Genomic DNA, 19958 nt, shown 5'->3' with positions numbered 1-19958 from the left:
CGTGAAGCGAAATCCACGGCGACACTTCCCAGGTGCGGGTGGTAATCGCTGTGTAACACGGGCCCGATAGCCGGTCAATAATTTATTCTTGCTTTCGATGAAAAAAGGAATAAATATTCCTGACGCTTCCGAGGAGGGTGACCGCTTGAGGATCCTGGCTTCCCCCAACCGCCTCGCGCGGTCATCCTGGCTGGCCGGCGCACTGCTGGCCGCCCTGCTTGTCACCGGCCATGCCGCCGCCGAGGCCCCACGTGCCCAGGCCGACGCCGACCTCGGCGGGGTCATCGGCCTGCGCGAAGCCTATCTGGCGCCCGGCTTCTGGGCGCAGCGCGCGCCCAACGCCGACCAGCCCATCCTGGACCGCGCCGGCGTGGCCGCGCAGAACGCGCGGATGCGTGCCGAAGACCGCTCCATCCATGATCTGCGCGCCCTGCCGGCACAGCTGCCGCGTGCGCGGGTGCTGGCCGCGATCGACGCCCTGTCGACCTGGCCCTCCAAACCGCTGTACGGCGTGGACGGTCAGGACATCAGCGCCGCCCAGCGCAGCGCGACCGTGGCCAACCTCGCCCTGGACGCGGTTCCGACCCAGCGCCCGCTGCAGTACGGCCTGGTCACCCACCGCGCCGCGCTGCGCGCGTTTCCGACCGCGCTGCGGGTGTTCACCACACCGGGCGATACCGATATCGACCGCTTCCAGGAATCGGCGCTGTTCCCCGGCGACGCGGTGGCGGTGCTGCATGAGAGCGCCGATGGCCGCTGGCTGTTCATCACCAGCGAGCGCTATTCGGCGTGGATCGAGAAGCGCTTCGTCGGTCTCGGCGATGCGGCCAGCGTGCTCGGTTACGGCCAGCGCGGTCCATACCGCGTGATCACCGGCGCCACCGCCTTCACCGCCTATACCCCGGAGGAGCCGCGGGTGTCGCGCCTGCAGCTGGACATGGGCGTGCGCCTGCCGGTGATCGCCGACTGGCCGCAGGACAAGACCGTCAACGGCCAGCAGGCGCATGCCGCCTACGTGGTGCAACTGCCCGTGCGCAATGATGATGGCCGCCTGGCGCTGGTACCGGCGCTGCTGCCACGCTCGCAGGACAGCGCGCCCGATTACCTGCCCCTGACCCCGCGCAACCTGCTGACCCAGGCGTTCAAGTTCCTCGGCGAACGCTACGGTTGGGGCCACGACTACGACACCCGCGACTGCAGCGGCTTCGTCTCGGAGATCTACCGAAGCGTCGGCGTGCTGGTGCCGCGCAATACCAGCGCCCAGGCGGTCAGCCCGGCGCTGGACCGGATCGCCTTCGATCCGAAGGAGGGGAAGGCCAGGCGCACGGCGGCGGTGAACCAGCTGCAGGTCGGCGACCTGGTCTATATCCCGGGCCACGTGATGGTCGCCATCGGCCATGTCGACGGGCGCACCTGGGTCATCCACGACACCGCTGGCGGCAGTTGGAACGGGGCCGACGGTACGCGCGTGCAGGCCCATCTCAACGGCGTGTCGGTGACCCCGCTGGAGCCGATGATGGCCAGCGACACCGTGAGCTACATCGACCGCATCACCAATATCCAGCGCCTCCGAGCCAAGACTCCTGAATGAAAATCACCGATATCGAACTGGGCATGCTGCGCGTGCCGCTGAAGACCCCGTTCAAGACCGCACTGCGCACCGTGGACACCGTCGAGGACGTGGTGGTGCTGGTGCGCACCGACAGCGGCCACACCGGTTACGGCGAGGCCCCCGCGACGGCGGTGATCACGGGCGACACCCACGGCTCGATCATCGAGGCCATCGACAGCTTCATCAAGCCGCGCCTGATCGGCCAGGACGTGGCCAACCTCAACCGCGTGTGCGCGCTGATCCAGACCGCGCTGGAGCGCAACACCAGCGCCAAGGCCGCGGTGGAAATCGCGGTGTACGACCTGTGGGCGCAGCTGCACGACGCGCCGCTGTACCGCATGCTCGGCGGTGGCGATCCGGTGATCACCACCGACATCACCATCAGCGTGGACTACATCGACAAGATGGTGGCCGATTCGCTCTCGGCCATCGATCGTGGCTTCGAGTCGCTGAAAATCAAGGTCGGCAAGGACATCGGGCTGGACATCGAGCGGGTCAAGGCGATCCATGCGGCCGTGCAGGGCCGGGCATTGCTACGGCTGGATGCCAACCAGGGCTGGACCGCCAAGCAGGCGGTGCACGCGATGCGCGCCCTGGAAGAGGCCGGGGTGGTGCTGGAACTGCTGGAGCAGCCGGTCAAGGCGGCCGACATCAGTGGGCTGAAGTACGTCACCGACCGGGTCAACACGCCGGTGATGGCCGATGAGAGCGTGTTCAATCCCGGCCAGGTGGTCGACCTGATCCAGCAGCGCGCGGCGGACATCATCAACATCAAGCTGATGAAGACCGGCGGCCTGTCCAATGCGATCCGCATCGCCGACATCGCCGCGATCTACGGCGTGCCCTGCATGATCGGCTGCATGATCGAGTCGAGCATCAGCGTGGCCGCGGCTGTGCACCTGGCGGTGGCCAAGAGCGATGTGATCACCAAGGTGGACCTGGACGGCCCCTCGCTGGGGCAGTTCAACCCGGTCACCGGCGGGGTCAACTTCAACGAATCGGAGATCACCATCAGCGATGCGCCGGGCCTGGGCATCACTGAAGTACGCGGGCTGGAGATGATCACGCCGCCGCGGTGGTAGCCCCGACATCCACGCGGTTGGCATCACCGCGTCCACCTGCCCGGGCGCGCCGACCCGGGCTGGAGCCACCCCATGGATGGCTGCGCTTTCGCGCGCTCCCGCCCTGTGCAGCCGACCAACAGTCGGCTCTACCGGGTGCATTGCGTATTCTCTCCCTAACGGACCTGACGCCCTTTCCATGCCGCCCTTGGTGAAAATCCGCTCCGAGCGTGACCACATGTCGGCGATCGAACGCCGCATCGCCGACTTCATCCTCGACAACGCCCACCTGCTGCGCGACTACTCGTCCCAGCAGCTGGCCAGCGCGTTGGGGATCAGCCAGTCCAGCGTGGTCAAGTTCAGCCAGAAGCTGGGCTTCAAGGGCTATCCGGACCTGAAGTACTCCATCGGCGAGGCGGTCGCCCGTGCCGGCAGCGATACCCAATCGCGCCCGCCGGCACCGGCCGATGTGAATGGTTACGCGCAGATCGCCGAACGGCTGCGGCTGGGCAAGGCCGCCGCCGAGGAAGAAACCCGGCTGGCCAATCCGCAGCCCGACGTGGAAGCCATCGTGCAGCTGATCGACACGGCGCCCAAGCTGTTCGTCTACGGCCTGGGCGATGACGGCCTGTACGCCCGCGAGTTCGCCATGCGGCTGTCGCTGCTGGGCATGCTCACCGTGCACCACGCCGACCCGATCCTGATGATGGCCAACCTGTCGGCCGCGCGCGCCAACGATGCGATGCTGGTGTTCTCCGAGTTCGGCAAACTGCCGCAGCTGTTCCAGCTGTCGCGGCAGTTCCAGGACATGGGCGGCAAGGTGATCTCGATCACCCGGCACAGCGCCAACCCGCTGCGCGCGCACGCCGATGCCTCGCTGGTGGTGTGCGCGCACGACCCGGCGTCGCACGTGGCCCAACTGCTGTACCGTGCCTCGTTGCAGTCCCTGCTGGACTTCGTCTTCGTGCTGTTGTGCCATGCCAACCCGGACCGCCACCGCCAGCTCGGGGTGAACCTGGAACGGATCGAACACCTGATCGACACCTGATCGACACCTGGTCTTTTGGAGTCCGCCACGATGCTGCCGTTGTTCCGTTCCGTTTTCGCCGTCGTGCTGGCCGCCAGCGCCCTGCCCGCCACCGCGCTCACGCCGGCGGTGGGGCCGTTGCAGGACCACCGCCAGATGATCGTGGTCACCACCGAGGGCTGGGATGCCACCCGGGGCCGGTTGCAGGCCTATGTGCGCACGCCGAAGGGGTGGGCGCCCCACGGTGACGCATTCGACGTGGCCGTGGGCCGCAACGGCAGCGCCTGGGGCGTGGGCGTACTGCCGGCCCAGGGCGTTGCCCCGCATCAGCCCGGCGACCCGGTAAAGCCCGGAGACCCGATAAAAAAGGAAGGCGATGGCCGCAGCCCGGCCGGCATCTTCAGCATCGGCCCGGCCTTCGGCTATGCGCCCAAGATCGCCACCGCACTGCCCTACCAGCCGATGCAGGCCGGCAGCTACTGCATGGACGTCCCCGATTCGCCGTACTACAACCGCATCGTCGATGCCGAGGCGGTGGGTGCCGACGCCGTGGAAGGCTCCACCGAACCGATGCGGCTGGATCTGCACAACAAGGGTGATGTGCGCTATCGCGAGGGCTTCGTGATCGAGCACAACCCCAAGGCCGAACCGCGCCGCGGCAGCTGCATCTTCGCCCACCTGTGGCGTACGCCCGGTGAGCCGACCGCAGGCTGCACGGCGATGCAGCCCGAGCACATGCGCAGCCTGCTGGCCTGGCTGGACCCGGCCCAGCGTCCGTTGTTCGTGCTGCTGCCGCGCGCCCAGTACCAGCAGCTGCAATACGACTGGAACCTGCCGGCACAGCAGGAAACCACGCGATGAGCGCCCCGGCCGATCCGCAACTGGAACGCGCGGTCAGCCGCTGGCAGATCGTGGGGCTGTCGATCAACGATGTGATCGGCAGCGGCATCTACCTGCTGCCCGCCGCCACCGTTGCCCTGCTCGGGCCCTTCAGCCTGTGGGGCGTGGTCGCCGCCGGCGTCGTGGTGGCGCTGCTGGTGCTGTGCTATGCGCAGGCGGCCAGCTATTTCGACGAGCCCGGCGGCAGCTACCTGTACGCACGTGAGGCGTTCGGGCGGTTTGCCGGGTTCGAGATCGGCTGGATGATCTGGCTGACCCGGATCAGCTCGGCGGCGGCGCTGAGCAATGCGCTGGCCGATGCGGTGGCACGCTTCTGGCCGTGGGCCGGGCATGACCTGGGCCGCGTGACGATCATCGTGGTGTCGCTGGGCTTCCTTACCGCCGTCAACGTGGCCGGGGTGCGCTCGGCCGCACGCACCGGGGTGATCCTGGTGATCGGCAAGCTGGTGCCCTTGCTGTTGTTCGTGGCGATCGGCGCGTTCTACGTGGACATGGACCTGGCCTTCTCCGGGGCGCGCCCGGACCCGCATGACCTACAACGCATGGGCGAAGCCGCGTTGCTGCTGCTATACGCCTACGCCGGGTTCGAGAACATTCCGGCTGCTGCCGGCGAGTACAGGAATCCGCGCCGCGATATCCCCTTCGCCCTGATCACCATGATCGTCAGCGTCACCGTCATCTACGGGGCGGTACAGCTGGTCGCGCAGGGCACCCTGGCCGGCCTGGCCAGTTCCCCGACACCGCTGGCCGATGCGGCCTCCCGCTTCGGCGGCGAAGCACTGGCGCTGATCCTCACCATCGGCGCCACCATCTCCATCCTCGGCACCAACAGCAACACGATGATGATGGGGCCACGCTTCCTGTTTGCGCTGGCCCGCGACGGCTACGGGCCCAAGCTGCTGGCGCAGGTGCATCCGCGCTTCCGCACGCCGGCCGCGGCGATCATCACCCAGGGCCTGATCGCGCTGGCGCTGGCACTGTCCGGTTCGTTCGTGCAGTTGGCACTGCTGTCGATGACCACGCGCCTGTTCGCCTATATCGGCACGGCCGCTGCGGTGCTCGTGCTGGCACGGCGTTTCCGCGACCGCCCCGGCGCATTGAAGCTGCCCGGTGGCCCGCTCATCCCGATCCTCGCACTGCTGTTGTGCGTGGCGTTGTTCGTCAGCGCCAGCTGGCAGAACATGGCCGCCGCCGGTATCGCCTTCGTGGTGGGCGCGGTGATCTACAAACTCCCGCGCAAGGAACCGCTGGGCTGAACCGCGCCTGCGCGGTGAATGGCACTTGATCTGTCATTCACTCCGCCGGTCCGCTGCCTTAACCGGCATCTGGATAGGGTGGAGGCTCACCCAACCGGAGCTACCACATGCCTACTGATTATCAGATTCCCGGCCGGGTGCCGGAAGACGGCGTGCCGCGGCAGGCCGTGTCGGACTACTGGCGTGAGCGCTTTCCGAGCGAGCCGTATTACGACAACACCCAGTTCTTCGATGACTACGAGCCGGCGTACCAGCTCGGCCACCACTCGCGCGCCGACGATGTCATCCGCGCGTACGAGCAGGTGGAAGCCGAGTTGCAGACGCGCTGGGCGCAGGAACACGGCAAGAGCAAGCTGACCTGGGAACAGGCCCGCAATGCAGTGCGCCGTGGGTGGGATGAATCCACCGCGCTGCGCCAGGCGCACTTGGACAAAGGCGTGCCGCGCGGTACCTGAGGCAGCGCGCGAGACGCCTGACAGCGTTACTCGCTGCTCGGCAGCGGCGGAATGCTGCGCTCATCGGCACCCGTGGCCATCAGGTCGCGGGTGTTTTTCTGCACCGCCACCGCGCCAAACAGGCTCAGTGCGAACGCCATGCCGTAGAAGCCCTTCTCGCTCAGCAGCAGCGTGGCGTTCCAGAGCCCCACCAGCAGCAACAGCAGCGACACCAGCAGTGCGAACCAGCACAGCGCGTAGTACAGGCCACTGACCGGAATGCCTTCGACGCGGTCGCGCACGCTCTTCTGCAGCGACACCGCCGCGAACAGGCCGAACAACAGCAGGGTCAGGTAGTAGCCCTTTTCGTTGAGCACCATCTCCGCATTGAACAGACCGACCAGATAAGCCGCCGCGCCCAGCAGAAGCGCGGCCCACGAGGCGGCGATGAATGCCGGGGAGGGTTTATGCACCTGTTGCTTCATTGATCCAACTCCATTTGATGGCGGCACGCCGCACTTGCCACCCCACGGGCGGCCCGCGGCAACGTTAGCCGATCCCGGCGCGCGCGCCTACGGGGGATGACGTATGGTCCACGCCGTGTTGATGGGCATGCTGTACAACCATGGCTGGCCATCGCATCCCCCTACGGAGATCCCCAATGACCCGCAAGCTGCTGCTTTCGCTCGCCGTCACCCTCACCCTGCCGCTGTTCACCACCGCCTGCGTGGCCGCCGACAAGGCCGCCGCCCCCGTGCTGGAAAAGGCGCAATGGCCCTTCGCCGCCACCGAAGTGGCCAGATTCGACGAGCCCTGGGCGATGAGCTTCCTGCCCGACGGCAGCCTGCTGGTCAGCGAGAAGGCCGGCACCTTGGAGCACGTGGACCTGAAAACCGGCAAACGTGCTGGCATCAGCGGCCTGCCCAAGGTGGCCTACGGCGGTCAGGGCGGGTTCGGCGACGTGCTGCCGCACCCGCAGTTCGCCCGCAACCAACTGCTCTACGTCAGTTATGCCGAACCCGGCGAAGGCGACATGCGCGGTGCCGCGGTGGCGCGCGCGCGTCTGGCGCTGGCGCCCGATGGCAGCGGCAGGCTCGAAGACCTGAAGGTGATCTGGCGGCAGACGCCCAAGGTGGACGGCAAGGGCCACTTCGGTCATCGCCTCGCCTTCGGCCCGGACGGCAAGCTGTGGATCACCTCCAGCGAACGCCAGCAGTTCGACCCGGCCCAGGACATGGGCAGCAACCTCGGCAAGATCGTGCGCCTGAACGACGACGGCAGCGTGCCGGCCGACAATCCGTTCGCCTCCCAGGGCGGCGTGGCTGCACAGGTGTGGTCGCTGGGCCATCGCAATGCGCTGGGCATCGCCTTCGATGCGCGCGGCAAGCTATGGGTGCACGAGATGGGGCCGGCCGGTGGCGATGAGCTCAACCTGATCGAACGCGGCGCCAACTACGGCTACCCGATCGTGTCCAACGGCAACCATTACGACGGCCGCGAGATTCCCGACCACGTCACCCGCCCGGAATTCGCCGCGCCGAAGGTGACCTGGACGCCGGTGATTTCGCCGGCCGGCTTCATCATCTACAGCGGCACGCAGTTTCCGCAGTGGAAGGGCAGTGGCTTCATCGGCGGATTGTCGTCCAAGGCGCTGGTGCGCGTGGCCTTCGACGGCGACAACGCGCACGAAGCCGAACGCTACGACATGGGCGAGCGCATCCGCGAAGTGGAACAGGGTCCGGACGGCGCGATCTGGCTGCTCGAAGACGGCAAGAACGGGCGCCTGCTGAAGCTCACGCCGAAGGCGTGAGGCCGATACGCCCGCCCTTCCCGGTGATGACGAGGGAACGGGCGGGCGGCGCCGGTCAATCCTGCACGGTGATGACCTTGACGTCCGAACGGGTGCAGTCCTTGTCCAGGCACTTGCCGCCGATCCAGACCTGGCCCTTGCCGATCATCGCGCCTTCCCAGTTCACGAACAGCCCATCGAAGGTCTGCGCGGCAATCGCCTTGGCGATCTCCGGGGTGATGATCTGGCTGTACTCGCGCTTGAACGTGGCCGCATCGGCCACCTGGCGCTTCTTGCCGCCCACATGCACCAGCAGCGGATAGCGCATCAAGGCCGCCACGGCATCGGCATCGTTGGCGGCCACACCGCGCTGCAGGTCGTTGAACAGCGTCTCGTACGCGTCGGCATCGCCGAGCAGTTTGTCGATGCGCTGGCGGGCGTCGCCTTCGCCCTCTTCGGTGTCGATGGCATCGGACGCATCGGGGCTGCCATTCGGCGGTGCCTGCGTGGCGGCATCCGGCGCAGGTTCGGCACCGGCATTCACCGCATCGGGCGACAGGCCGGCGGCCGGGACGTCCTGACCGGGCGTGGCGGTGGTCGCCGGTGGCGAGGTGGCCGGTGCAGCAGCGTCCGCCGCGGGCGGTGCCGGCTGCGAGCAGGCAGCCAGCAACAGGGTGGGTAACAGGATTCGGGTCACACGCATGTTGGGCTCCATCGACGTCGCGAGGGCGCCAGCGTAACCGCGATTACGTCAGCCGCCGATGATGGTCATTCAACCCGCCTGCCGCCGGTGTCGGCAGCGACCAACCGTAGAGCCGACCGTTGGTCGGCTGCTTCTGCGGGCGTAATCACGCGTCCAAGCACGGCAGCCGACCAACGGTCGGCTCTACGTCAGCCTGCCAGCAACTCGAAGATCACCGGCTCACCGCTGGCCGAGGAGGCGCACACCCACAGCTCGAACTGGCCCGGCTCGGCGCGGAACACGCCATCGCGGCCGGTGAAGCCCAGCGCGTGGCGATCCAGCGTGAACTGCACCTCGGTGCTCTGGCCGGGCTGCAGCGCGACCTTGCGGAAATCCTTCAGCTCACGCACCGGCCGCACGCGGCTGGCCACGCGGTCGTGGATGTACAGCTGCACCACTTCTTCGCCGGCCACGGCACCGGTGTTGGTCAGCGTGGTGGTGATGGTCAGGGTGTCGTCCCAGCCCAGTGTGTCGCTGCTCAGCTGCGGCACGCCGTAGCCGAAAGTGGTGTAACCCAGGCCGTGGCCGAACGGGTACAGCGCCTCGTTCGGGATCTCGCGCCAGCGCGCCTTGAACTCGGACATGGTCGGCAGTTCCGGGCGACCGGTGCGCGGGTGGTTGTAGAAGAACGGCTGCTGGCCGGACACCTGCGGGAAGCTCACCGGCAGGCGGCCGGACGGGTTGTAATCGCCGAACAGCACATCGGCCACCGCATGCCCGGTCTGGGTGCCCAGGTACCAGGTGATCGCCACGGCCTGCGCATTGCGCACCGCGCCCTGCAGGGCCAGCGCGCGACCATTGCGCAGCAGCACCACCAGCGGCTTGCCGGTCATCGCCACCGCTTCGGCCAGCGCCTGCTGCGCGGCCGGCAGGGTGATTTCCACGCGCGACTGCGCTTCACCGCTGTAGCGCTGCGGCTCGCCCAGCGCCAGCACCACCACATCGGCGCGCAGTGCGGCCGCCACGGCCTGCTCGATGCCATCCTGCACGGCCACTTCCAGGTCGCAGCCGGGCACGATTTCCAGCAGCGACGCATCGCCGATGGCCTCACGCACGCCGGTCTCCAGACTGACGTAACGCGACTTGTCGCCGAACAGCGTCCAGCAACCTTCGATGTTGTCGCGGTCCTGCACGAACGGGCCGATCAGCGCGATCTTTTGTCCGGTCTTCTTCAGCGGCAGCACCGCGTCGGTGTTCTTGAGCAGCACGATCGAACGGCGCGCGGCATCGCGCGACAGTTCATCGTGCGCGGCGATATGCGCGGTGGATGCTTCGCGGTCCAGGTCCAGCGAACGATAGGGGTCGTCGAACAGGCCGATCGCATCCTTCAGGCGCAGGATGCGGCGCACCGATTCGTCCAGCGTGGCCATCGGAACCTCACCGCTTTCGATCAGGCCCGGCAGGTGCTCGGCATAGAAGCCGCTCTGCATGCTCAGGTCCAGGCCGGCGGTGAACGCCTTGGCGGTGGCGTCGCGGTCATCGGCGGCATAGCCGTGCGCGACCAGCTCCATGTCGGCGGTGTAATCGGAGATCACCACGCCCGGGAACTTCCACTCCCCGCGCAGGATGTCGGTGAGCAGTTCGGCGTTGGCACTGGCCGGCACGCCGTTGATGTCGTTGAAGGAGGACATCACCGTCAGCGCGCCCGCCTCGAAGGCGGCCTGGAACGGCGGCAGGTGCACATCGCGCAGGGTCTGCGGCGAGATGTCGACCATGTTGTATTCCATCCCGGCCATCACCGCACCATAGGCGGCGAAGTGCTTCGGCGTGGCCAGCAGCGCATCGGCGGCACGCAGGTCCGGGCCCTGGAAGCCGCGCACGCGAGCCGCGGCAAAGCGGCAGCCCAGCACCACGTCTTCACCGGCGCCCTCGGCGCCACGGCCCCAGCGCTGGTCGCGGGCGATGTCCACCGCCGGTGCGTAGGTCCAGTGCAGGCCGGCGGCCGTGGCTTCCACGGCGGTGGCGCGGGCGGTGCGCTCGGCCAGGTCCGGCTCGAAGCTGGCCGCTTCGCCCAGCGGGATCGGGAACACGGTGCGCATGCCGTGGATGACATCGGCCGCCAGGATCACCGGAATGCCCAGGCGGCTTTCCTCCAGCGCGACCTGCTGGATGCGGCGGCCGGCTTCCACGCCGACGCCGTTGAACAGCGATCCCACCTTGCCCTCGCGCACCTGCTGCAGCACCTGGTCGGCGTTGAGCACGTTGGCTTCCGGGTTCACGTCCGGGGCAAACGGCCGGACCATGTCGGCGAACACACCCAGCTGGCCGACTTTTTCTTCGACGGTCATCTTGGCAATGAGGGTTTCGATACGATCGGCGGCCACCGGCTGTCCTTATGAAAACGTTTACAAGGCCGGGATTCTAGCGTTCCCGGACCCGTTGTGAATGATTTTGGCGTTCATTTTTCTTCCCCCGGGGAAGAACCCCGTCGCCGCTAGCGCGGCAACAGGGGCTCAGGAGCTTACTCCGGCGCGGCCAGGCGCTGCTGCCCGGCCATCAACATCGCATCGCTGGATTCCTGGAACACCCGCAGCCCAAAGGCCGGGAGGGTCGCCAGCAGGTGGTCGAACACATCGGACTGGATGCCCTCGTACTCGCCCCAGGCGGTGGTGCGGGTGAAGCAATAGATTTCCAGCGGCAGGCCCTGGGTGGTGGGCTGCAGCTGCCGTACCAGCAGCGTCATCTCCGTATGGATGCCCGGATGCTGCTGAAGGTAGCGCTCCACATACGCACGGAATGTCCCCAGGTTGGTGACCCGACGCGCATTCACCGCCGCCACGCCCCTGGCCTGCAGCCCGGCGTTCCACTGCTGCAACTCGGCCTGCTTGTCGCGCAGGTAATCGCCAAGCACCGCGAACTGCTCCAGCTGCGCCAGCATCGGCGCATCGACGAAGCCGACGCTGTGCTGGTCCAGGTACAACGCACGCTTGATCCGGCGCCCGCCCGCTTCCTGCATGCCGCGCCAGTTCTTGAACGACTCGGTCACCAGCTTCTTGGTCGGGATGGTGGTGATGGTCTTGTCGAAGTTCTGCACGGTGACGGTGTGCAGGGCGATATCGATGACATCGCCATCGGCGTTCTGGCTGGGCATCTCGATCCAGTCGCCCAGCCGCACCCGGCCATCGCCACTGATCTGCACGCTGGCCACCAGCGACAGGATGGTGTCCTGGAAGATCAGCATGAGCACGGCGGTGGCCGCGCCAAGGCCGGTGACCAGGTAGCGCAGTTCAACGCCGGCCAGGGTGGCCACGATCGACAGCCCGGCGATGGCGAAGATGACGATCTTGGCGACCTGCAGGTAGCCCTTGATCGGCTTGTTGCGTGCGTCCGGGCGGCGCTCATAGATGTCGTTGGCCGCGTCCAGCGCGTGCGAAATCGCCAGCGTCACGGTCAGGATCGCCCAGGCCTGGCAGGCCCCGATGACGAAGGTGACCAGTGCCGGCGGAAGGTCCGGCACCACGGTGATGCCGGCGGCGATGACCTGGCTGGGCACCACGTTGGACAGCCGCGAGATCACCCGCAGCACGTTGCTGCCGCGGTTGCCGTGGGCGGCGCCGCCCGGCAGGCGGTTGATCAGCCCCCGCAGGCCGCGCAACAGCACCTTCTTGGTGACGAAGTTGGCCAGCCAGGCGGCCAGCGCCAACGCGGCCAGCACCAGCAGGGTGTAGGCCCAAGGCCAGGGTTCCAGGGTCTGCTGCAGGCTGTCCAGCCACCGGGTTGCCACTACCGCATCCAACATCGTGTATCGATCTCCGTTCGGGGTTATCAGGGGGTTGCAGGATCCTGCGCGCTGCGCTCGATGATCACCCCGACCGCGCGCGCGCCGCGCACCGCACCGGGCTTGCTCAGCTTCAGGCGAAGCCACTGCACATTGAATTCGCGCAGCACGATCTCGGCGATGCGCTCGGCCAGGGTTTCAACCAGGCCGAAGTCGGACTCGCGCACGAACTGCTCGATGCGCTTGCTCACGGCCTTGTAGTTGAGGGTATCGGCGATGTCGTCGCTGGCCGCCGGGCGACGGTTGTCGAAGCCCATTTCCAGGTCGAAACGCAGGGTCTGGCGGATCCGCCGTTCCCAGTCGTAGATGCCGATCAGGGCATCGATCTCGAGCCCTTCGATGAATACCTTGTCCATAGCCATGCCACGTGGAAGATGCCGGACATGGTAACGGGCCGGCCCCGAACGTGCCGGGAACCGGGGGCCGGCGCCGTGGTGCAGCGCCCGGAGCGGAAAAGACAAAGGGCCCCTTTCGGGACCCTTTGCTTACTTCTTGTCCCCGGGGGGAGATGGATTCCCATCCGCGAGTCCCGGTGGCGCGTAGGGCGAAAATTACGGGCCCGGCGCGGCCGCGTCAACCTTTGTTGACGCAAAACGGGACCGGGCGCGTGGTTTGCGACGCGTCAATTGAACGCGGCAATCGAATGATGAAAAACGGTACCTAGAACGTCCGCACAACGGCCGGATTCCCGATGCCCGCCATCTGGCCACGCTCGTAGTCTCGATCGTCACCAGGGACCAGGGATGCCGACACCATGCAGATCGAGGATCCCGTGAAGCGGGCGTTGTCAGCCGACCGGATGGGCACCTACGAGAACGCCGTAGCCAGCATCGATGCCTGCAGCACCCCGCTTGAACTGTACCTGTGGAATGCCCGCGTCTCCGCCGCCTTCCTGATACCGCTGCATATCGGCGAGGTGGTCATCCGCAACGCGGTTTCAGACGCACTGACCCGGATTCACGGACCACGCTGGCCGTGGGTGCAGGGCTTCGCCGACAGCCTGCCCAGTCCAGCCAGCGGCTACAACCCACGCCGCGAGCTGCTTCGCGCGGCCGCACGCTGCAGCCACGGCACCCCGCAGGTCATTCCCACGCTCAGCTTCGTGTTCTGGCAGAAGATGTTCACGCAGCGATTCGACGTGCGGGTGTGGTCGCGTTGCATGGGGGCCGTACTTCCCGGTGCCAACACCGCTGCGCCCCGGCATGTCACCCGCGCACGCATACACAATGATCTGGAGCAGATCCGGCGGCTGCGCAACCGCATCGCCCATCATGAACCCATCTTCGCGCGCGCTTTGGACGAGGATTTCGCTGCCATCCAGCGGGTAGTGGCGCTGCGCTGCACACGCACCGCCGATTGGATGGCCGGGCATGAGGCCGTCACCCCGCTGCTTCGCCATCGCCCGCCCTGACTGGCGGAGTATTTACACCGCCGGCAGCGTCGCCATGTCCCAGCGTGGGGTGACCTGCACCTGCGGCGGGTTGTGCTGGCCGGCCTGCAGGCGCAGGGCGCCGGCGAAGGCGATCATCGCGCCGTTGTCGGTGCACAGCGCCGGGCGCGGGAAGCAGGCGCGGCCGCCGCGACGGGCGGCCATCTGCTGCAGCTTGGCGCGCAGGCGCTTGTTGGCGCCCACGCCACCGGCCACCACGATCACATCGGTGCCGGCCGCATCCAGCGCGCGCTCGCATTTGACGGCCAGCGTGTCCACCACCGCATCTTCAAAACCGCGGGCGATGTCGGCGCGGGTCTGCTCGCTCTGGTCGCTGTCGCGCCAGGCCAGCAGCACCTGGGTCTTCAGGCCGGAGAAGCTGAAATCCAGCCCGGGGCGATCGATCATCGGGCGGGTGAACTTGAACCGGCCCGGGGTGCCGCGCTCGGCCAGCGCGGCCAGCTGCGGTCCGCCCGGATACGGCAGGCCCATCAGCTTGGCGGTCTTGTCGAACGCCTCGCCGGCCGCATCGTCCAGGGTCTCGCCGAGCAGGCGGTACTGGCCGATCCGGTCCACCGCGACCAGCTGGGTATGCCCACCGGAGACCAGCAGGGCCACGAACGGGGCCTGCGGCGGGTCGTCTTCCATCAGCGGGGCCAGCAGATGCCCCTCCATATGATGTACGCCGACCGCCGGCACCTCCAGCGCCCAGGCCAGCGACCGGGCCACGCCCGCCCCGACCAGCAGCGCCCCGACCAGCCCCGGGCCGGCCGTATAGGCCACCCCGTCGATGTCGGCCACGCCCATCCCGGCTTCGGCCAGGGTCTGGCGGATCAGCGGCAGCAGCTTGCGCACGTGGTCGCGGCTGGCCAATTCAGGCACCACCCCGCCGTACTCGGCATGCAGGGCGATCTGGCTGTAGACCGCATGGGCGCGCAGGGCGTCCGGGCCGGCCAGGTCGGTGTCATACACCGCCACGCCGGTCTCATCACAGGAAGATTCGATACCAAGGACTCGCATAACGGGTATTATGGACCGCTTGAGGCCCCGGCAGCGTTACCGCCAGCCCACCCGACACCACCTGTGGCCAAGAAGTTCGCCGGGGTGGGTTGCAACTTCTTTTGCCGCCGCTATAATGTGCGGCTCTCACCGGGTGTGACCCGGTTCTACTGTGTCCCGGAGATTCCATGCCCAGCGTTAAAGTCCGCGAGAACGAGCCCTTCGAGTTTGCGCTCCGTCGCTTCAAGCGCACCTGCGAAAAGGCCGGCGTGCTGGCCGAAACCCGCAAGCGCGAGTTCTACGAAAAGCCGACCCAGGAGCGCAAGCGTAAAGCTGCTGCTGCTGTGAAGCGTCAGCTGCGTCGCTCCTCGCGCGACGTCACCAAGCGTCAGCGCCTGTACTGATCTACGCAACTTCGATGCGGCAGGCCCTGTGTCTGTCGCGGCGGAGCCGAAGCCGGAACGCGCGAGCGTTGCCGGCTTTTTGCGTTCCAGCCTGTCGGGGTCCCTCCCCGCTCTTTTGACCGATACGAGGTGTTCCATGAGCCTGAAACTGCAGCTCACCAACGACATGAAGGCGGCCATGAAGGCCGGCGAGAAGCACCGTCTTGGCGTCATCCGCCTGATCAACGCCGCCATCAAGCAGCGTGAAGTGGACGAGCGCATCGAGCTGGACGACGCCGCTGTACTGGCCGTGCTGGAAAAAATGGTCAAGCAGCGCAAGGATTCGGTCAGCCAGTTCGAAGCGGCCAACCGTGAAGACCTCGCCGTGATCGAGCGCGAGGAAATCCTGGTGATCGACCAGTACCTGCCGGCCAAGCTGGGCGAAGCGGAGATCGTGGCCGCCATCCAGGCCGCCATCGCCGAAACCGGTGCCGCCAGCCCGGCCGACATCGGCAAGCTGATGGGCGCGCTGAAGCCCAGGCTCGCCGGCCAGGCCGACATGGGCCTGGTGTCCAAGCTGGTCAAGCAGCAGCTGGCCGGCTGATCCCGCCGCCACGCCGCAGTGAAAGGGCCCGCATCTCGCGGGCCCTTTCAGTTGCAGCAGGCCCGTTGTTACGAGGCCTGGCGGCAGTTGCGCAGCGTCATCGAGCTTTCCTCGATCGAACTGATCTCGCCTTCCAGCTTGGCCCAGTCACGCTCGCGCAGCATGGTGAAGTTGGCGGCCTGGTCCGACGCGAATTCGCAGCGGATGGTGTAGTTGTTGTTGTTGAACGTGTCGTTCTGGCGGACGCGCAGCAGGCCGCGGGTCGGGGTGACCAGATAGTTGATCGAGCCGACGTCGCCGGGCTTGGTCGAATACGTGTTGGTGTTGACCGTATAGATCTGGCCGTCGATCTGATAGCGCCGCCCCACGTACTTCGCGTACAGCGGCAGGAAGGTGGCCGAGCGATCGCCCTTGTCTTCCTTGTTGGTGGTGGTCCCCAGCAGCATGTCCTTGAAGGCGCCGGCACTGCGGTACAGCGCCATGGTGTCTTTCACTTCCTTGCCCATTTTCTTGGACAGGTCCGGAGCGGCCACCGTCTCTACGGCCGGCATTGGATACTGCGAACGCCCCGCCGCAGCGAGCGCATCGCCCTGGCTGCCTGCCTTCAGCTTGCCAAGCATCTCGCACATCGACTGCTTGGCCGCCTGCGGCTCGATCGTCTGGCCGCGGGCCAGCTTGGTCGCCAGGGTGACGCGGCCGGTGCGGTCGGCCGTCGCAACCATCACCAGCGGGGTGCGCAGGCCTTCTCGCTGGATCAGGTACTGATCGCCGCTGTCGCCGTCCACCAGCTGGCCGCCGACCTCGAACTTGTCATCGCCGCCGATCTTGCGCAGCTGGTCCAGCGCGCTCTGAACCTTCAACCCCGGCAAGGTGAGATCGGCCATGTAAAGCGCGCCGTTGCGCGGATCCCCTACCGTCTTGAAGGCCTTTTCGCAGGCCGGGGACGCCATCGCTGGCCCTGCAGCGGCCAACAGCACCATCGTCGTGTAGACCATTCCTTTCATGAAGCGTCCTTTCTGCTGTGAAGGTGGAAAACCGGGCAAAAGGATAACGCGATATCCATCAAGATCTTGACCTGATCGAACCACTTCACCCGGCTCAACCCGGCGATTTGCTAGAACGGAGGCCTCGCTCCCGATCTGACGCCGTCCATGCCGCATACGCGCCCTTCCCTGTCCACCGTCCGCAAACACCTAGCGCGGCTGGAGCAGAGCTTCCCCGCCGTACTGCTGCGCCGCTTCATCGATGCAGACGTGATGACCCAGGCCGCCGCGCTGGCCTTCTACGCCCTGCTGTCGATGGCGCCGCTGCTGGTGCTGCTGCTGTGGCTGACCGCCTCGCTGTACCCCCCGGCGCAGCAGGCGCTGCTGGGCCAGATCAATGACGTGGCCGGCACCAGCGCCGCCTCGGTGGCGGAGACCGTGCTCAGCAACGCCAACAACCAGCCCGACATCGGCACGCTGGCCGGCGTGTGGAGCACCCTGCTGCTGTTCATTGGTGCCACGGCGGTGTTCGCCCAGCTGCAGAACGCCCTGAACCTGATCTTCAACACCAGCGGCGAGCGCCTGGACGGCCTCGTGGCCTGGTTGCGCAAGCGCGTGTTTTCGTTCGGCGTGGTGCTGGCGCTGGGCTTCCTGCTGATCCTGTCGATGACTGCCACCACCATGCTGCAGGTCGCCTTCGCGCAGCTGCCGTCGGTGCTGCCGGCCATCGGCTACCTGACCAGCCTGGCGCTGTACACGGTGGGCTTCGCCTTCCTCTACCACTACCTGCCCGACCGCCGCGTGGCCTGGCGCCAGGCGTTCATCGGCGGGGCGATCACCTCGGGTCTGTTCGCCGTGGGCCGCTATGCCATCGGCCTGTATATCGCCACCGTGGCCCCGGGCAGTGCGTACGGCTCGATGGGCGCGCTGGTGATCTCGCTGGTGTGGATCTACTACGCCACCGTGGTGTTCTTCGTCGGCGCGCTGATGACCGCGGTGATCGACGAGCGCCTGCGCGCCCGTTTCCACCTGGCCCAGGCCGGCATTGCCGCACCGGATCCGGGCGCAGCCACCGGCAGCTAGTAGACTAGTCCGACCCCCGCTTCCGTGCATGGCCGCCATCGGCCCTGCCCTCGCCTGCTGCCCATGGCCCGTATCCCCGACGCATTCATCGACGACCTGCTGGCCCGCTCCGACATTGTCGAGGTGGTGGGCAGCCGCGTGCCGCTGAAGCGCCAGGGCAAGGAATATGCGGCGCGCTGCCCGTTCCATGACGAGCGCTCGGCCTCGTTCACGGTCTCCCCGACCAAGCAGTTCTACCACTGCTTCGGCTGCGGCGCGCACGGTACCGCGATCAGCTTCCTGATGAATTACGACCGCCTCGAATTCCTCGATGCGGTCGACGAGCTGGCCAAGCGCGTGGGCATGGAAGTGCCGCGCGATACCCAGCCGCGCACCGCCCAGCAGCAGGACGACAGCCGCGAGCTGTATTCGGCGCTGGATGCGGCCACGCGCTTCTTCCAGAAATCGCTGGAGGAAAGCGACAAGGCGCGCGCCTATCTTGACCAGCGCGGCGTGGACGAGGAGAACCGCGCGCGGTTTGCGATCGGCTATGCGCCCGATGGTTACAGCGCATTGAAGGACGCGCTGGGCAAGGACGAGCGGCGCATGAAGCTGCTCGATCGTGCCGGGCTGTTCTCCAAGAACGACCGCGGCCATGTCTACGACAAGTTCCGCGACCGGGTGATGTTCCCGATCTTCGACCGCCGTGGCCGGGTGATCGCCTACGGCGGTCGGGTGATGGAGAAAGACGACGGCCCCAAGTACCTCAATTCGCCCGAGACCGCGCTGTTCCACAAGGGCCGCGAGCTGTACGGCCTGTGGCAGGTGCGCCAGGCGAACCAGAAGATCGAGCGGCTGATCGTGGTCGAGGGCTACATGGACGTGGTCTCGCTGTTCCAGTACGGGGTCACCCAGGCGGTGGCCACGCTGGGCACGGCGACCACCCCGGAGCATGCCGAACTGCTGTTCCGCAACGCGCCGGACGTGTTCTTCTGCTTCGACGGCGACGCCGCTGGCCGCCGCGCCGGCTGGCGCGCGCTGGAGTCGGTGTTGCCGCGCATGAAGGATGGCCGCCAGGCGTTCTTCCTGTTCCTGCCCGATGGCGAAGACCCGGACACCATCGTGCGCAAGGAAGGCAGCGAGGCCTTCGACGTGCGCCTGAAGCAGGCCACTCCGCTGTCGCAGTTCTTCTTCGACGAGCTCACCCGCGAGGTCAACATGGCCACGCTGGATGGCAAGGCGCGGCTGGCGGAACGGGCCAAGCCGATGCTCGCGCAGATTCCCGACGGCGCCTTCGGCGACCTGATGAAACAGCAGCTGGCCACGCTGACCGGGCTGGGTGCGCGGCCGAGCGCGGCCACGCCGTCCGGGCGTGCGCCCTCGCGCCCGGTAGCCCCGACGCAGCGGCGCAGCCTGGTCCGCGCCGCCATCGCGATCCTGCTGCAGCAGCCGTCGCTGGCGATGACCCTGGAAGGCCACCACTTCGCCGGGCTGCGCCTGCCCGGCATCGAGCTGTTGACCGAACTGCTGACCCTGGTCGAACAGCGCCCGGACATCACCACCGGCGCATTGCTGGAGCATTTCGAGGGCCGCGAGGAACAGGCGTCCCTGCAGAAACTGGCCGCCCATACCCAGCCGGGCGATGAGGCGATGTGGACCGAGGAACTGCACGATGCGGTGGCCCAGCTGGAAAAACAGCTGATGCGGCAACGCATGGACGAGCTTCAGGCAAAGCAGAGCCAGCAGGGCCTGGACGATACTGACAAGTACGAGCTGCGCGAACTGCTCAAGGCGCGCAGCACCATCCGCTTCTAGACGACGGAGCAGCCGTGGCGTCCTCCACCGTGAATCCCGCCGCAGCGTTGTTCCGCTACTGCCGCCCCTGCGTTGTCGCCTGCC

At 67.1% G+C, this 19958-nt stretch carries 19 protein-coding genes; 12 read left to right on the top strand and 7 right to left on the bottom strand.

Features of this window, described 5'->3' with window-relative positions; all coding sequences use genetic code 11:
• The first annotated feature begins 145 nt into the window (after positions 1-145).
• The 6 genes from RTO53_RS05780 to RTO53_RS05755 all read left to right on the top strand — a co-directional run bounded on the left by RTO53_RS05780 (position 146) and on the right by RTO53_RS05755 (position 6311).
• The gene (locus RTO53_RS05780; RefSeq protein WP_312236909.1) at positions 146-1591 is read left to right on the top strand and encodes an SH3 domain-containing protein; all 1446 of its coding nucleotides are present in this window, start codon (positions 146-148) and stop codon (positions 1589-1591) included.
• Positions 1588-2694, top strand: a complete 1107-nt coding sequence (locus tag RTO53_RS05775) for a dipeptide epimerase (RefSeq protein WP_312236908.1) — start codon at positions 1588-1590, stop codon at positions 2692-2694. The genes RTO53_RS05780 and RTO53_RS05775 overlap by 4 nt, the downstream gene beginning before the upstream one ends.
• A gap of 178 nt (positions 2695-2872) precedes the next feature.
• Entirely contained in the window at positions 2873-3721 is an 849-nt protein-coding gene (locus RTO53_RS05770) for a MurR/RpiR family transcriptional regulator (protein ID WP_312236907.1), read from the top strand.
• 30 nt (positions 3722-3751) lie between these two features.
• Positions 3752-4561, top strand: a complete 810-nt coding sequence (locus RTO53_RS05765; RefSeq protein ID WP_312236906.1) for a L,D-transpeptidase family protein — start codon at positions 3752-3754, stop codon at positions 4559-4561.
• On the top strand, positions 4558-5856 hold the full coding sequence (locus tag RTO53_RS05760) for an amino acid permease (RefSeq protein ID WP_312236905.1): 1299 nt from the start codon (positions 4558-4560) through the stop codon (positions 5854-5856). The genes RTO53_RS05765 and RTO53_RS05760 overlap by 4 nt, the downstream gene beginning before the upstream one ends.
• 107 nt (positions 5857-5963) lie before the next feature.
• Entirely contained in the window at positions 5964-6311 is a 348-nt protein-coding gene (locus RTO53_RS05755) for a hypothetical protein (RefSeq protein ID WP_312236904.1), read from the top strand.
• Between the two features lie 26 nt (positions 6312-6337).
• On the opposite strand, the gene yiaA is transcribed toward RTO53_RS05755, so the two are convergent.
• The gene (yiaA, locus tag RTO53_RS05750; protein ID WP_312236903.1) at positions 6338-6775 is read right to left on the bottom strand and encodes an inner membrane protein YiaA; all 438 of its coding nucleotides are present in this window, start codon (positions 6773-6775) and stop codon (positions 6338-6340) included.
• 176 nt (positions 6776-6951) lie between these two features.
• Here yiaA and RTO53_RS05745 point away from each other — a divergent pair, with 176 nt between their 5' ends.
• The gene (locus RTO53_RS05745) at positions 6952-8100 is read left to right on the top strand and encodes a PQQ-dependent sugar dehydrogenase (protein WP_312236902.1); all 1149 of its coding nucleotides are present in this window, start codon (positions 6952-6954) and stop codon (positions 8098-8100) included.
• 55 nt (positions 8101-8155) lie between these two features.
• Here the strand turns inward: RTO53_RS05745 and RTO53_RS05740 are convergent, their stop codons facing one another.
• The 4 genes from RTO53_RS05740 to folB all read right to left on the bottom strand — a co-directional run bounded on the left by RTO53_RS05740 (position 8156) and on the right by folB (position 12955).
• The gene (locus RTO53_RS05740) at positions 8156-8782 is read right to left on the bottom strand and encodes a hypothetical protein (RefSeq protein WP_312236901.1); all 627 of its coding nucleotides are present in this window, start codon (positions 8780-8782) and stop codon (positions 8156-8158) included.
• A 188-nt stretch (positions 8783-8970) separates the two neighbouring features.
• The gene (locus RTO53_RS05735) at positions 8971-11145 is read right to left on the bottom strand and encodes a glycoside hydrolase family 3 N-terminal domain-containing protein (RefSeq protein WP_312236900.1); all 2175 of its coding nucleotides are present in this window, start codon (positions 11143-11145) and stop codon (positions 8971-8973) included.
• 137 nt (positions 11146-11282) lie between these two features.
• A complete protein-coding gene (locus tag RTO53_RS05730) occupies positions 11283-12560 on the bottom strand; it encodes a mechanosensitive ion channel domain-containing protein (RefSeq protein ID WP_312236899.1) in 1278 nt (425 codons plus the stop codon).
• 26 nt (positions 12561-12586) lie between these two features.
• The gene (folB, locus tag RTO53_RS05725; RefSeq protein WP_312236898.1) at positions 12587-12955 is read right to left on the bottom strand and encodes a dihydroneopterin aldolase; all 369 of its coding nucleotides are present in this window, start codon (positions 12953-12955) and stop codon (positions 12587-12589) included.
• A 398-nt stretch (positions 12956-13353) separates the two neighbouring features.
• Between folB and RTO53_RS05720 the strand changes: the two genes are divergently transcribed.
• Positions 13354-14010, top strand: a complete 657-nt coding sequence (locus RTO53_RS05720; RefSeq protein ID WP_312236897.1) for a hypothetical protein — start codon at positions 13354-13356, stop codon at positions 14008-14010.
• 12 nt (positions 14011-14022) lie between these two features.
• Here the strand turns inward: RTO53_RS05720 and tsaD are convergent, their stop codons facing one another.
• Positions 14023-15048: a tRNA (adenosine(37)-N6)-threonylcarbamoyltransferase complex transferase subunit TsaD gene (gene tsaD, locus RTO53_RS05715; RefSeq protein WP_312236896.1), complete on the bottom strand. Its 1026-nt coding sequence runs from the start codon at positions 15046-15048 to the stop codon at positions 14023-14025.
• Positions 15049-15215: 167 nt separating this feature from the next.
• On the opposite strand from tsaD, the gene rpsU reads away from it, so the two are divergent.
• Together rpsU and RTO53_RS05705 are read left to right on the top strand one after the other, a co-directional pair.
• Positions 15216-15431 (top strand): 30S ribosomal protein S21, encoded by a 216-nt coding sequence (rpsU, locus tag RTO53_RS05710; RefSeq protein WP_002808376.1) that lies wholly within the window; start codon positions 15216-15218, stop codon positions 15429-15431.
• Between the two features lie 136 nt (positions 15432-15567).
• The gene (locus RTO53_RS05705; protein ID WP_312236895.1) at positions 15568-16014 is read left to right on the top strand and encodes a GatB/YqeY domain-containing protein; all 447 of its coding nucleotides are present in this window, start codon (positions 15568-15570) and stop codon (positions 16012-16014) included.
• Between the two features lie 68 nt (positions 16015-16082).
• Here RTO53_RS05705 and RTO53_RS05700 read toward each other — a convergent pair whose 3' ends face one another.
• Complete coding sequence (locus tag RTO53_RS05700) at positions 16083-17018, bottom strand: hypothetical protein (protein WP_312236894.1); 936 nt, start codon at positions 17016-17018, stop codon at positions 16083-16085.
• A gap of 147 nt (positions 17019-17165) precedes the next feature.
• Between RTO53_RS05700 and RTO53_RS05695 the strand changes: the two genes are divergently transcribed.
• Together RTO53_RS05695 and dnaG are read left to right on the top strand one after the other, a co-directional pair.
• The gene (locus RTO53_RS05695) at positions 17166-18080 is read left to right on the top strand and encodes a YihY/virulence factor BrkB family protein (protein ID WP_312236893.1); all 915 of its coding nucleotides are present in this window, start codon (positions 17166-17168) and stop codon (positions 18078-18080) included.
• A 63-nt stretch (positions 18081-18143) separates the two neighbouring features.
• On the top strand, positions 18144-19874 hold the full coding sequence (gene dnaG / locus RTO53_RS05690; protein ID WP_312236892.1) for a DNA primase: 1731 nt from the start codon (positions 18144-18146) through the stop codon (positions 19872-19874).
• Positions 19875-19958 lie beyond the last annotated feature (84 nt).

The organism is Stenotrophomonas sp., assembly GCF_031995405.1.
In the GTDB taxonomy this organism is placed as follows: domain Bacteria; phylum Pseudomonadota; class Gammaproteobacteria; order Xanthomonadales; family Xanthomonadaceae; genus Stenotrophomonas.
Note: the sequence above shows the minus strand (reverse complement) of the source record. Positions and strands in the feature narration are given on the sequence as shown.